This is a genomic window from Cryobacterium sp. TS_SC_7 (assembly GCF_056156285.1).
Window position 1 is genome coordinate 23,598 of sequence record NZ_CM149589.1, and the last position, 13,870, is coordinate 37,467.

Annotated in this window: 11 protein-coding genes and 1 tRNA gene; 8 read left to right on the top strand and 4 right to left on the bottom strand. The window is 63.9% G+C overall.

The features are described from left to right. Position 1 precedes the first annotated feature (1 nt). The 4 genes from cmk to AC0J5J_RS00115 all read left to right on the top strand — a co-directional run bounded on the left by cmk (position 2) and on the right by AC0J5J_RS00115 (position 6,351). Positions 2-688: a (d)CMP kinase gene (gene cmk / locus AC0J5J_RS00100; protein ID WP_474898812.1), complete on the top strand. Its 687-nt coding sequence runs from the start codon at positions 2-4 to the stop codon at positions 686-688. Continuing rightward, positions 685-2,202 carry a ribosome biogenesis GTPase Der gene (gene der / locus AC0J5J_RS00105; protein WP_134422283.1) on the top strand — a complete coding sequence of 506 codons (1,518 nt, stop codon included), beginning with the start codon at positions 685-687 and terminating at the stop codon, positions 2,200-2,202. The genes cmk and der overlap by 4 nt, the downstream gene beginning before the upstream one ends. 265 nt (positions 2,203-2,467) lie before the next feature. Next, positions 2,468-4,783, top strand: coding sequence for a glycosyltransferase family 2 protein (locus tag AC0J5J_RS00110; protein WP_474898814.1), 2,316 nt, complete (start codon positions 2,468-2,470; stop codon positions 4,781-4,783). Beyond that, entirely contained in the window at positions 4,780-6,351 is a 1,572-nt protein-coding gene (locus AC0J5J_RS00115; RefSeq protein WP_474898815.1) for a chitinase, read from the top strand. The genes AC0J5J_RS00110 and AC0J5J_RS00115 overlap by 4 nt, the downstream gene beginning before the upstream one ends. 121 nt (positions 6,352-6,472) lie before the next feature. Here the strand turns inward: AC0J5J_RS00115 and AC0J5J_RS00120 are convergent, their stop codons facing one another. Then, the gene (locus AC0J5J_RS00120) at positions 6,473-6,910 is read right to left on the bottom strand and encodes a hypothetical protein (protein WP_474898817.1); all 438 of its coding nucleotides are present in this window, start codon (positions 6,908-6,910) and stop codon (positions 6,473-6,475) included. 250 nt (positions 6,911-7,160) lie between these two features. Here AC0J5J_RS00120 and AC0J5J_RS00125 point away from each other — a divergent pair. The 4 genes from AC0J5J_RS00125 (at position 7,161) to AC0J5J_RS00140 (ending at position 11,069) form a co-directional block, all read left to right on the top strand. Beyond that, positions 7,161-7,237 (top strand) — tRNA-Pro (locus AC0J5J_RS00125). 177 nt (positions 7,238-7,414) lie between these two features. Next, positions 7,415-7,678 carry a helix-turn-helix domain-containing protein gene (locus AC0J5J_RS00130; RefSeq protein WP_474898818.1) on the top strand — a complete coding sequence of 88 codons (264 nt, stop codon included), beginning with the start codon at positions 7,415-7,417 and terminating at the stop codon, positions 7,676-7,678. Between the two features lie 21 nt (positions 7,679-7,699). Then, positions 7,700-8,872, top strand: coding sequence for a tyrosine-type recombinase/integrase (locus AC0J5J_RS00135; protein ID WP_474898820.1), 1,173 nt, complete (start codon positions 7,700-7,702; stop codon positions 8,870-8,872). A gap of 154 nt (positions 8,873-9,026) precedes the next feature. Then, the gene (locus AC0J5J_RS00140) at positions 9,027-11,069 is read left to right on the top strand and encodes a KAP family P-loop NTPase fold protein (RefSeq protein WP_474898822.1); all 2,043 of its coding nucleotides are present in this window, start codon (positions 9,027-9,029) and stop codon (positions 11,067-11,069) included. Between the two features lie 375 nt (positions 11,070-11,444). Here AC0J5J_RS00140 and AC0J5J_RS00145 read toward each other — a convergent pair whose 3' ends face one another. The 3 genes from AC0J5J_RS00145 to AC0J5J_RS00155 form a co-directional block, all read right to left on the bottom strand. Further along, on the bottom strand, positions 11,445-11,993 hold the full coding sequence (locus AC0J5J_RS00145) for a hypothetical protein (protein ID WP_474898823.1): 549 nt from the start codon (positions 11,991-11,993) through the stop codon (positions 11,445-11,447). A 606-nt stretch (positions 11,994-12,599) separates the two neighbouring features. Further along, positions 12,600-13,157: a hypothetical protein gene (locus AC0J5J_RS00150; protein ID WP_474898825.1), complete on the bottom strand. Its 558-nt coding sequence runs from the start codon at positions 13,155-13,157 to the stop codon at positions 12,600-12,602. Between the two features lie 8 nt (positions 13,158-13,165). Beyond that, entirely contained in the window at positions 13,166-13,627 is a 462-nt protein-coding gene (locus AC0J5J_RS00155) for a hypothetical protein (RefSeq protein WP_474898827.1), read from the bottom strand. Positions 13,628-13,870: the final 243 nt, after the last annotated feature.

Sequence of the window (13,870 nt, forward strand, 5' to 3'; positions counted from 1 at the left end):
CATGGGTCGTCACTCAAGCCCCCACATCGTCGCGATCGACGGACCGGCCGGCAGCGGCAAGTCCAGCGTCAGCCGCGCCGCCGCCCGCCGCATCGGCTTCGACTACCTCGACACCGGCGCTGCCTACCGGGCCTTCGCCTGGTTCGTCAGCGACCGGGGGATCGACACCGAGAACACCGACGCCGTCGTGGCCGCCCTGGGCGACTTCGTCTACTCCATCGGCATCGCCCCCGACGAGCACGTCGTGCGGGTCGGCGAAACGGATGTCACCGACGCGATCCGCGATCCCGCCGTCTCCGCCCTCGTCTCCTCCGTGGCCCGCATCCCGGAGGTGCGCACGCACCTGACCGAGCTGTTCCGCAGCATCGCGGCGAGCTCCCAGCGCACCGGAATCGTGATCGAAGGCCGGGACATCACCACAGTGGTGGCCCCCACCGCGGAGATCCGCATACTGCTCACGGCTTCCGAGGAGGCTAGAATGGCTAGGCGCTCTGCGGAAATATCGACCCAATCGGCTGAAACCGTGGCGGAACAGATGCGATCGAGGGATCGCGCTGACTCACAGGTAGTCGAATTCATGAGCGCCGCAGACGGTGTGACCACCGTCGACTCCACCCATCTCGACTTCGAACAGACCATTGACGCGGTCCTCGACGTCATCAATACATACCGCGAGGCCATCGCATGACCAACAACAACGACTTCGACGACACGATCCCCGACCTCGACTCCGAGCTGGTAACGCGCTTGGACGACCTCGATGACGATCTGGTGACGCAACGCGCCGCCGCGCTTCGCACCGGGCTCAATGAGTACGATCTCGCCGACGAGGACTTCGACGTTCTCGACTCGGTGACGGAAGACCCCGACGCCATCCAGTACCTGCCGGCCCTGCCGGTCATCGCCATCGTCGGCCGCCCGAACGTGGGCAAGTCGGCGCTCGTGAACCGTATCCTCGGCCGCCGCGAGGCCGTCGTGGAGGACACCCCCGGGGTGACCCGCGACCGCGTGACTTACAAGGGTGAATGGCACGAACGCCGCTTCAGTCTCGTCGACACCGGCGGCTGGGAGCCCGACGCCAAGGGCATCGACGCCTCCGTCGCCGCCCAGGCCGAACTGGCCATCGAACTCTGCGACGTCGTCATGTTCGTCGTCGACGCCAACGTGGGTCCCACCTCCACGGACGAAGCCGTCGTGCGCCTGCTGCGCAAGGCCGGCAAGCCCGTCTTCCTCGTCGCCAACAAGGTCGACGACATTCGCCAGGAGCCGGAAGCCGCGAGCCTGTGGGCGCTCGGCCTCGGCCAGCCCTGGCCCGTCTCGGCCCTGCACGGCCGCGGCGTCGCCGACCTGCTCGACGCGATCCTCGAGGAACTCCCCGAGATCTCCGCCGTCGCCAAGCAGGAAGTCGGCGGACCGCGCCGCGTCGCGATCCTCGGCCGCCCGAACGTGGGCAAGTCGAGCCTTCTGAACAAGGTCGTCGGCGAGGAGCGCGTTGTCGTCAACGAGCTCGCCGGCACCACGCGCGACCCGGTCGACGAGCAGGTCGAGCTCGGCGGCAGGGTGTGGCGCTTCGTCGACACGGCCGGCATCCGTCGTCGCGTGCACCTCTCTCAGGGCGCCGACTTCTACGCGTCGCTGCGCACCAGCGCCGCCCTCGAAAAGGCCGAAGTGGCCGTGGTCCTGATCGACGTGACCGAGGTGATCAGCGAGCAGGACGTGCGCGTGATCGACCTGGTGCTCGAATCCGGTCGCGCCCTCGTGCTGGCGTTCAACAAGTGGGACCAGATCGACGACGACCGTCGCCGCTACCTGGAACGTGAGATCGAGCAGGACCTGGCGCACGTGTCCTGGGCCCCGCGCGTGAACATCTCGGCCAAGACCGGCCGCCACATGGAGAAGCTCGTTCCGGCCCTCGAGACCGCTCTCGAAGCCTGGGACACCCGCATTGCCACCGGCAAGTTCAACGCGTTCCTCGCCGAGCTGGCCGCGTCGCACCCGCACCCCGTGCGCAGCGGCAAGCAGCCCCGCATCCTGTTCGGCACCCAGGCGTCCAGCCGCCCGCCGACCTTCGTCATCTTCACCACCGGGTTCCTCGACCCGGGCTACCGTCGCTACATCCAGCGTCGCCTGCGCGAGGTGTACGGCTTCGAGGGAAGCCCGATCAACATCAGCATGCGCGTGCGCGAGAAGCGCAAGCGCTAAGCAGTCGCTCAACACCAGACCCCGGACAGGCGTGGAACTCCACACCCCCCGTTCGGGGTCTTTGGTTTGTCCGGGGGCGCGTCTAAATTTATCGTGAGTCAATTTCAGAGACTCTCACAGCAGTCCCAGCCCGCATGCCCGACGGCACTGGACCCGAAATCCGCTTCGCCTGAACACTCCGGGACCTCTCCCGACGATCCGCCGATTCGCCTGACCCGATATCTCGCGAATCGATTCAATCCCTGGCCCTAACCGAGGATTCTCCATGCTCACGAAGCCGAAAACTTCGCCTGCCCGCAAACGTCAATTCGGTGCCGAACGCAGCACCACACCGCTCCCGATCGTGCATGACCGGCCCAGTGACGCCAAGATCACCTGGGGTCGGGTGGCCATCCTGGTCACCGTTCTCGCCTGGATCGTCTACCTGGTGTACACGATCATCCGTGAGTTCCTGAACAACGGAACCCAGAGTTTCCGGTTCACCACCGAGGCCATCTCCTATGTGGTCGTCGTCACGTTCCTCACCTTCTCCGCGCTGATGTACCTGATCATGCGTCAGGGTGCCCTGCGCCGGTTCCGGGACCACGTGCGTGTGCCCCGCGCCGAGCTGGACAGCCACTTCGCCGTGAATCAGGGTTCGATGACCGTGCTGGTGCCGTCCTACAGCGAGGAGCCCGGCGTCGTGCGCGGCACCCTGTGGTCGGCCGCCCTGCAGGAATACCCGTCGCTGCGGGTGGTGCTGCTCCTGGACGACCCGCCTCACCCGGCCGACCCGGCCGTCGCCGCGCAGCTCGCGGTGTCCCGGGCGATCGCCCAGGGCATTGCCGACGCGCTCGAGGAGCCGCGGTCCCGCTTTGCGAACGAGCTGCTGATCTGCGAGCTCGAACTGGCGGCGAACCCGGAGGTGAGCGCCGACGCCGTGCGCGAGCTCGCCGGCGACTACCGCTGGGCCGTCTCCTGGCTCGACCGGATGGCCGCCGCGGAGACCGTGGCCGACCACGTGGACACGTTCTTCGTGGAGCAGGTGCTCGGTGGGCTCGCCGCCGAACTGGCCATCACCGCCACGGCCCTGCACGCCGCGGCCGACGAGAACACGGCCCCCACCGGGCAGCGGATGCTGGAACTGCACCGCCGTCTGGTCTGGACCTTCTCGGCCGACCTGGCCACCTTCGAGCGCAAGCGTTACGCCTCCCTGTCGCATGAGGCCAACAAGGCCATGAACCTCAACGCCTACATCGGGTTGATGGGCGGCTCGTACCGCAGTGAAAACACCCCGGCCGGCACCGTTCTGCGGGCGCTGACCGGCCGGGACGCCGCCGGCGCCGACGTCGTCGTGCCCGACAGCGACTACCTGCTCACCCTGGACGCCGATTCGCTGCTGTTGCGCGACTACTGCCTGCGCCTGGTCTACTTTCTCGAGCAGCCCGACAACGCCCGCGTCGCGGTGACGCAGACCCCGTACTCGTCGTTCCGCGGTGCGCCCACCCGCATCGAACGTCTCGCCGGGGCGACCACCGACATTCAGCACATCCTGCACCAGGGCATGTCGTTCTACGGCGCCGCCTTCTGGGTGGGAGCCAACGCCGTCATCCGCAAGCGGGCGATGGAGGACATCGTCGAGGTCGAGACCGTCGGCGGCTTCGAGGTGCGCCGCTACGTGCAGGACCGCACCGTGATCGAGGACACCGAATCGAGCATCGACCTCGGCACCCACGGCTGGACGCTCGCCAACTACCCCGAACGTCTCAGCTACAGCGCCACACCGCCGGACTTCGGTTCGTTGATCGTGCAGCGCCGCCGCTGGGCGAACGGCGGGCTGCTGATCCTGCCCAAGCTGTGGCGCCAGGTGCGGGAGCGCAAGCGTCAGGGGCACCCGGTGCAGCTGACCGAGCTGTTCCTGCGCATCAACTACATGACCTCGATCACCTGGGCCAGCTTCGGCCTGGTGTTCCTGCTGGCCTACCCCTACGACAGCAAGCTGCTCAGCCCCGTCGTGGTGCTCGCCGCCCTGCCGTACTTCCTGGCCATGGGCAGCGACCTGCGCTACTGCGGCTACAAGTTCAGCGACATCTTCCGCATCTACGGGTTCAACCTGGTGCTGCTGCCGGTGAACCTCGCCGGTGTGCTCAAATCGCTCGAGCAGGCGCTGACGAGCAAGAAGATCCCCTTCGCCCGCACCCCGAAGGTGAAGAACCGCACCGCCGCTCCGCTCCTGTTCGTGCTGGCGCCCTACCTGATCGTCGCGTTCTCGGCGCTCACCCTGTGGCGTGACCTGCTCGCCGAGAACTGGGGCAACGCGGCGTTCGCGGCGTTCAACGCGGTGTTCGCGCTGGCGGCGATCCTGGCCAACATCGGCCTGTGGAGCTCCGTCGTCGACGTGTGGCTGGGCCTGACCCAGTGGATGTACGTGGACCGCAAGCCGCGGGCATCCGCCGAGCAGGCGACCGCCGGTCGACCGGATGCCGCGCTGGACTGGCGTGCGGTGATCTACCATGGGTATGCGCCGGGCGAGGTTCCCTCGGGGGTGCGGTCGGCATCCGTTGCCGGCGCTGACCTGCACAGCATTCGGAGCCGTTCATGAGCGCAGCGACCGCGAAGGCACACTCGACCGGACGTACGCGCCGGCTGTCCCCGTTGCGGGTGCTGCTGTCGATGGTGCTCGTGGCCATCCTCAGTGTCAGCGGCTATTTCGGTTTCCAGCTGTGGAGCAGCGCCCAGGCGGCCGACGCCTACGAGCCCTGGTTCGCCGGCTACACCGACCTGACCGCAACCCCCGTGTACAACTTCGAGACGCCCGATTCCGAGGCCGGCCGCGACGTGGTCTTGTCGTTCATCGTGGCCGATAAGACGGATGCCTGCACGCCCACCTGGGGTACCTACTACACCCTGGACGGAGCGGCGGAGGGGCTCGACCTCGACCGGCGTCTCGCCCGGGCCGAGCAGCTCGGCGGGCAGATCGTGGTCTCGTTCGGCGGGTTGCTGAACGACGAACTGTCGACCGGCTGCACCGACCCGGCCCAGCTGGTCGAGGCGTACACCGCGGTGATCGACCGCTACAAGGTGACCACGATCGACCTGGACATCGAGGGTGGCAACCTCACGGACACCGCGGCCGGTGAGCGCCGGGCCGCCGCCATGGCGACCCTGCAGGAGAAGCGCAGCGCGGCCGGGCAGGACCTGGCGGTGTGGCTCACCCTGCCCGTGTCTCCGGCCGGGATGACCGCCGACGGCGCGGCATCCGTCAGCCAGATGCTCGAAGCCGGTGTGGACCTGGCCGGCGTGAACCTGATGACGATGGACTACGGCGCCAGCCGGGCCGAGGGCGACAGCATGGCCGAGGCGTCGATTCAGGCGTTGCAGGCCGCGCACAAGCAGTTGGGCGGGCTCTACAAGCTGGCCGGCATCGACCTCACCGCGGCCACGCTGTGGACGAAGATCGGTGCCACGCCGATGATCGGCCAGAACGACGTGGAGGGGGAGATCTTCAGCCTGAAGGACGCCGCCGAGTTCAGTGCGTTCGCGCAGGAGACCCGGATCGGGCGCATGTCGCTGTGGTCGCTCAACCGCGACCAGACCTGCGGCTCGAACTATGTCGACCTCAAGCGGGTGTCGAACTCGTGCAGTGGCGTCGACCAGGGCGACACCCGGTTCGCCGACGTGCTCGCGAAGGGCTTCGACGGTCGCCCCGAGGCCGGGGCGTCAGCCCAGACGACGGATGAGGCGGACCTGATCGGTGACCTGACCGATGACCCGGCGACGAGCCCGTACCCGATCTGGGCCGAGGAGTCGTCGTACCTCGCCGAGTCCAAGGTGGTCTGGCACCGCAATGTGTACCAGGCCAAGTGGTGGACGCGCGGCGACCTGCCCGACAATCCCGTGCTGAACTCGTGGGAGACGCCGTGGACGCTGATCGGTCCGGTGCTGCCGGGGGAGAAGCCGTTCGAGGCGGCCACCCTGCCGGCTGACACCTATCCTGCCTGGGACGGTGCCGCCACGTACGAGAAGGGTGCGCGCATCCTGATGGACGGTGTGCCCTTCGAGGCCAAGTGGTGGAACCAGGCCGAGAGTCCCGAGGCCGCCTCGTCGAACCCCGACGGTTCCCCGTGGACCCCGCTCACCGCGACGGAGATCGCCGCCCTACTGAAGTGACCCGTCCCGGTCTCGACAGGCTCGACCACCGCTCGCCCCGGTCTCGACGGGCTCGACCACCGCTCACCCCGCTGGTCGAGCAAACCGGTGGTCGAGCTTGTCGAGACCCGGCGACCCAACCTCAAGACGCGCGCACACTCTCCTCCAACTCGCTCTCCGTCTTCTCACCCTCGCCGCTCTCAACGCCCGACTCCGCAGCATCCGTAACAGGCATCACCGTCACTCCCACCTCGTCCTCAAACTCCTCCTCATCGTCAACAACAACGACGTCCTCCACAACACTCGCCACCACGGCACCCCGCACCCGCACCTGCGACGCGAGCGCCAGCAGCATCCCCACCACTCCCGCCCCAATCAACACGCTCCCCACCGTGCTCCCGGACTGCGCGGCAAAGTACCCCGCGTAATCCTGCGACGCCGAGGTGTAAAACTCGGCCTGAGCGCTGTTAGACGAGCTCAGCACCAGCCACCCCACCACGGTGACAATCACGCCGGCCACCCACAGCGCCACCAGGGGAAGGTTGAGTTTGGTCAGGATGCCTGCAGTCTTGTTCGCCATAATTCCTTCTCTCGTGATGCGACCCGTTCGGCCGATTGCCAAGGTACGTTCGCAACCTATGAGCCCGCTATCAACGCGCGCGGGAATCCCTGAACGCCACCTGCGCGCCCCCGGTGAGCCCTGCTCCACCCGATTCATCGCCCGGATTTGCCCGCTGAGGCCCCATACTGTGCGCGAGTGCTCTCCGGACGCGGTAAGCTATTCGAGTTGTCTCCTGTTGGTTCTGTTAGTCGGAATCGCGCAGGAGCGGCGGGCTGTGGCGCAGCTTGGTAGCGCACTTGACTGGGGGTCAAGGGGTCGCAGGTTCAAATCCTGTCAGCCCGACCAAATGTCCCGGAAACTCAAGGGTTTCCGGGACTTTTTTGGTTAAAGAATTGACTACCCCAACACAAACCCATCTTTTACTCCTCACTGGAGCCGCTGAGACGGCCTTCCCATCCGGGGCGGTGACGTCGCTCTCGGTCCGCTCCGATCGTGCAGGATTGTGGCGCGCACCTTCTGGGTATGAGCATCCACAACGAATACCCAACCTCCTCCGATACCCCCGCCACCGACGCGTGGGGCCTGGAACCCCTGATGGACGTCGCCGAGTTGGCGTCCTACCTGGGCATCCCGATCTCCACGGTCTACGACTGGCGTGTGCACGGCAAAGGCCCAACGGCGTACCGGTTCGGCAAGCACCTGAAGTTCGCCATCTCCGACGTGCGGGCCTGGATTGCCGAGCAGCGCGAACCCTCCAGCCCGCCCCGACGCACCGATCGGCGGTGAGCTGACATGTCGCGGCCACGGTTGACGATCAGCACCTTCGGCGACATCACCATCCGGGTGACGCCGTCTGGCCGGTTCGAGGCTCGGACCCGCTACCGGGACTGGGACGGTCAGACGCGCCAGGTTCAGGCCACCGGAGACACCGCCAGGGCGGCTGAGCGATCGCTGAAGAGCAAGCTCACGACGAGATACCTGCAGCAGCCGACGAACACGTCGCTGACGCCGGACAGCTCGTTCGGAGACTTGGCGACGTACTGGCTCGAGGACATCGACATGGAGAATCGAATCTCGAGGACGACCCGGAATCTGTACGAGCGCAACATGCGCACTCTCGTACTTCCGGTGTTTCGCAGTCTCACGCTGCGAGAGATTGGCGTCGCCCGTTGCGATCACTTCATCAAGCAACTGGCTAAGCTCTCCCACAGCCGGGCAAAGCAAGGTCGTGTCGTTCTGCGGCTGGCGCTTGAGCTGGCAGTGCGGCATGAGATTCTCCCGAGCAATCCGATGGACCACGTGTCCCGCCTGTACCGTGAACCGCATCTCCCCGATGCGCTGACGGCACCGGAGGTGAACGTGATCCGCGCGGCGATCGCCCGGTGGGAGAGCGCCGCCGACCACATCTCCGGCCCCAAGCCCGACGGTCAGCTCAGTGCGATCATCGAGGTGATGCTCGGCACATCGGCCCGAATCGGCGAGGTGCTGGCCATCCGCCGCCGGGACATCGACATCACCAGCGCCATACCGTCCATCCGCCTGGCCGGCACCATTATCAGCCGCAACGGTGAGCAGACCTTCCGGCAGGACCACCCCAAGACCGCCAAGTCGCGCCGCGTTGTGGCATTGCCCACGTTCACCGCCGACGCGGTCCGCCGGCGTCTTGCCAATGCCGGGAGCATGGGCCTGGATGATCTGCTGTTCCAATCCAGGGACGGTACACCGCTGACCACCGCGAACGTGCGTCGTCAGTTGCGTCACGTGCTCGGGGGAGCAGGGATCGAGGGTGTGACCCCGCACATGTTCCGCCGCACAGTTGCGACCGCGGTCAACGCCAACGCCAGCATCGAACTCGCCGCAGAGCTGCTCGGCCACACGGACACGAAGATCACCGTGCAGCACTACACCCAACGGAGCGAGCTGGTGAACCCGGCGACTGCTGCGCTACTCGACCGGGCCTTCGCGAAGGATGAAGACTGAGCACGGTCCTGGCGCTGTGGCAGCATCATCCGAACTTCCGTATGTAGTCTCTGGTTCGCGACCCTGAACGATTTGCTATAGCGATTACATTCTCACGAGAAGCCCCGACCGATTTTCGTGGTGGGCCCCTGACTAAGCATGGTTGGATATCCAGATGACGGACATTTCCACCTCTATACCGCCGTGGAGTGATGAGTCGCGTCCCAGAACCGATATCACTGGTCGCGCTGAGTTCGCGCGCGTAGTAGCTGATCGCATCGATCACTGCGTTGACGGACAGGGATCGACTGTATTCGGGGTCCTCGGGCCCTGGGGAAGCGGCAAGACCACCCTTCTAAGAGAAATTACGGGGCAGCTCTGCGAGTGGAAATGTGTTTGGTTCAGTCCATGGTCGGTTGCAGATGTCGGGTCCATCACGGCAGAATTCATTTCTGCTCTGTCGGAAGCATTTCCTCAGTCGAAGACATTGAAGGAGAAGCTCGCTTTTTACTCACGCTTTGGCACACCGGCACTCAAGGTAATCCCTGTCGTCGGAGATGCTGTAGCTACCGTCGCCGAGCAAGCGATCGCATCACTGACTGAGCGCCCTGCGTGGCATACGGAATTCGGCAAACTCAGCGCCGAGATCGCCGCCCAACACGAGCGGGTCCTGGTGATCGTTGACGACGTCGACCGATTAGATGCCGACGAGCTGCGTTCCCTTCTGCGCGTAGTTCGCCTACTCGGGCGGTTCACTAATGTGCACTACCTCATTGCTTATGACCAAACCACGATCGACGAGATTCTCGATTCAACGGCCATGAACGGCGGAAGCTCGGAGTTCATGGAGAAGATTGTCCAATATCCCTTCGAAGTACCTCCCACCCCAATGGTTGTCCGACGTCGCTGGAGCAGGGCGATTCTGGATACTCTCGGTGCCCAACCCGAAAACTCCGGTGGACTGTTTGCGGAGGACCATGAGCAACTCGTCGGAATACTAGCATCCGGCCTTGAAACGCCTAGAGCGGCCGAGCGTTTACGCGAACAAATGCTGAGCCTTGCGACACTCGTAGTGGGAGCGGAAGTTGATTTTCTCGATTTCACGGCGTTGACCTGGCTCCGGATTGCGCATCATTCGATCTGGGACAACATTCGCCTCAATCCAGACGAATACCTCTCATGGCGGGAGAACGATTCCGACGAGATGAAAGCGGAGAGAATGCTTCGAATCGGCAAGCTCGTGCAGCGCGGGCACAGGAAGCCGGCAGAAGATGCAGTCCGTTTCTTGTTCGACCCGCAAGGTTTGACTGCAGCTTTCTCCGGCCGGCGGTGGCGGATGCAGATGGCCCGCTGTTTCGACCGATATTTCCAGGTCGGGCTTGCCGACGATGACGTAAGTGAGCGAAGGACAAACGCTGCACTGCTTGCACTTGTCAACGGCCACGCTGACGGCGACGAGGGCGCGGAACTGAGAGCGATCATCCTCGGGGATGATCAGGAACGTTCGGCGCTTGCGTTGGAGATCGCCGGGAAGCTCCGAGGCGGAAGCTCGATCACATCGCTTGCCATTCTCGACTTCGTAGAAAGTATTCACACGAGCCTGCAGTCCGTATCGAATGCGCATCTATTCCAACGCTCTGGGTCTGATCGATGGCTCGCTAGAGAGATCTTCCTGGCGCTTGAGACAAGGCTTGTGTCAGAAGGAGCCCTAGTCGCTCGATTTGGGTATCAGATACTCGCGGCTAGTGCGTACGCGGCCAATCGATCTCGAGAACATGAAGGCGTTGTTGTGAAAGGTCTCTATAGCGCGGTAGCCCGACGATGGATCAATGAGGTGCGCACAGAGGCCTTGGGTGCATCTCTCGCAAGGGAAGAGCTTCTCCCGATGACAAGTTTCTGTCTGTGGCTCCAAAGCGTCGAGGACCACCGCGGCTTCCTCTCCGAACGCATCGGGGGAGTGGAATCGCTCATCGACGTCGCAACCTCATATGTTTACTACAACGAGTGGGTCGGAGTCGGCATCGATTACGACGTAGTCTTCCGCAGCGAGGAATTTCGGTTCGCTGTTGAAGGTGTCATGACGGCCCCTATGCTGGCGGAACTTCCGACTGCCAGCATTAGCCCCGATTATGACGTGTCGGACCGCACCAGCCCCGACCTCACGGAGGCGCAACGTCGGGATTTTGCGGTGCGCAGCCTCCACGAAAACCTGGCGTAGTGCGAGCATCCGATCGAGAAGTGTCCCTACCAAGGTTCTCGTTCACGATCGCCTTCCCCAGGGCGGTAGCCAGTTCCGCAATGTGTCCTCAGAAAAGCCTTTTTCCGAGCAGGCGCAGGGCGAGACATGACGACCTAGTTTGATCGCCATCATGGCGGGCCCCATCTACTTTCCCGAGGCTCCGACAAGTCGCACTTGGCAGGACACTCCGTCTGCTGCAATGGCAACCCTCACAGGCAATCACGCCGAGCCGGACGCCAAAGCGGCCCCGTGGACCACCCGTCGGAGACGGAGACTCTGTGAGCGCGCCGCCAAGCAAGATATGAAGGTTGATGAGGTCTGGAAACCGCCGGTTCATAGGAGCTGGCGCGCAAATCAGGATCGGCGCGCGTGCAGGATCACGTCAGCAGCAGCATGCAGGATCTCTGTCGCCGCGGTGAACACTCGATCGCACTGGGCTGTTGTCTCAGCGACCGAGCGGTGGACGCGCGCTCGGCTGGTGGGATTGGAAACCTGGTCATAGTCCATGCTGTGCACGATGCTGTTCCGTGCCTTGAAGAATGAGTCGAGTGCCTTCAGATCGGTCTCAGGGACCTGCTTGTCCGAGATCCCAAGTGCACGGCACGCTCGCGTTCTCAAATCTCCACTGCCTTGAAAGCTAGCCTTCGTTCGTGCGGCGAGATAATACTTGAGAAGTTCTCCGGTAGCGTCGTCCGTACTCACGGCGTTCCTCAGATTGGCGTCTATTGAGTCTGCCGATAATTCCTGTTTGAGAAACTGTCGGTATTGAGCTTGGGCTCCTGTTCCCGCTTTCGGGATCAGGTACCGGCCGACGTCGTTGACAGCCCGTTTCATCGATGCGTCTAGTCCGCTCGAGGTGAAGACAATAGCTGAACGCAGTACGTCCACTTCCTCCTCCGCCATGCGTCCCGATCCAGACCCATTGCCGGCCCGCCGGAGGTCCGAAAGGGATTGAGCGACGTCGAGTAGCCCGCTCACGCTTCTGTGTGCGCCGCGGAGGTATCGGTAGGCGTTGGCCAACTCCGGCACCCCACCTCTTGGATATGCGCGAAGTTCTTTCAATGGCATTTTGTGAACCTATCGGGTTCGGACCGTTCACGAGCGCCGCCGCGCGCATTTCGGAATTATAAGATCCTGATCGCGCTTGCAATTGCTCACCCCGCGACGAGGCAATCGAGGTCGCCGACGATGACTGGCGCGACGTGGTTGCCCCGTCCAGCATCAGCTCCTGGTTGGAATTGACGCCCGCACCACATCGACATTTGACCGATTATCAGTTGTGGACACTGCATGCGCATTCCGATGCTTGCTAACAGTTGGCACGGTGTCAGGTTGCGGCTAAAGGGCCAGTGTCAACACTGGATACCCTGAATTTCGTGAACTACCCCGCTGGGTAGAGATTTGAATCGATGCGCCACCTGGAGCGGGCTGCCAAGCCGTCATAGTCTCGCCGCGGACCCTGGGGAGGGCATCTGCTGCTAGTCGAGTAAGCACTGATGAGTCGACGAATCAATGAGATCCGGCGCGTGCATAGAACTTAGTCTCAGCATCACGCCGCCTGGCGACGTCATCCACGACGAACTGCACGAAGTCCTCGTCGCGATCGTTGATCACCGCCTCGTCAACGGCATCCGCAGCCGGTTCGCCCGGCCAAACCGTCTGACGCGTCGGCCGGTCTCGGTCCAGGCGCGTCCCCGATGTCGCAACCCAGTCGTGGAGGCGCTGGCGAGCGTCGGCGAAGTCGCGGTGCCATCCGTATGGGGCCGAGCCGTGCTGGTCGGGGTCGTATGCGCAGAGCCAGTGCAGGTGCAGTGCGGAGAGTTCCCAGACGAGTTTAGGGTGGCGATGCCAGAAGGGAGGCACGACGGATGCCGGGAGCCCGTAGGTCCGTCGTAGCCAGTTCACCCACCGGTTGAGTTCGATCCACTCTGTTTCGGCGTCGTCTGCGCTGAGGAGATTCCAATTGATGGGATGCGGCGGCTCTGCCGAGAGTGGCCCGTCGAGTTCATCTTCGCCGAATGAGGCACCCTGGTCGCCCGATGCCCAGTCGACCAGGGACGCTGCCATCGTTGGCCTCACATTCCGAGCACGGCGGAGCCGGCGCGAGCGTGCTCAGCCTCAAGCAAAACTGCCTTCTTGGCGGCTAGAGCATCCCGTTCGGTGCCTGCAACTGAACGGCGGGTCCGGTCGACGTCACAGTTGGTGCGTGCAAGGTCGTGGCCGATCTTCTTCGCGACGAATTCCTCGCGATTGACGACCTCACCGTCGCGCCCAAACTGAAAGTTGCGCACGTAGCCCTCGGCGACGAAGCTGTCGCCCTTGGCAAACCGTGTCAGTGCCCGGTCGGCGCGGGAAACAGCGGAAGGGCGTTCTTCCGCAGAAGCGCGCGTGCGTCTTGAGCGTTCACTTTGCGCAGCTGACCGGCGACGATGTCGTCTTAGAGCCATCGGATGACGGCATCTCAGTCCGCCTTTGGGCGGAGGCCGGGGTTCTTTTCCGAGCGACGTCGACAGCAAGGTTGGACCTTCCGTCTTCATCGCCGGCAGTGAAGGTGTTCAGGTTGTAGTCTTCATGCAGTCGCTAGAGGACGTCTGGGGTTATGTCCGCCCTAGCCGCTCGGCGTGGCCACCGCCACCCATTCGCATTGCTAGCCTGCACATATGCAGCATTGCGTCGTTGGTTTTGAATTCACGGGTGACCCTTTACTCGAAGGAGCGTTCCTTCCGTTTTGCGAGGGTCTGACTGTCCTGTACGGCCTAAACGGAGCCGGGAAGACTCGC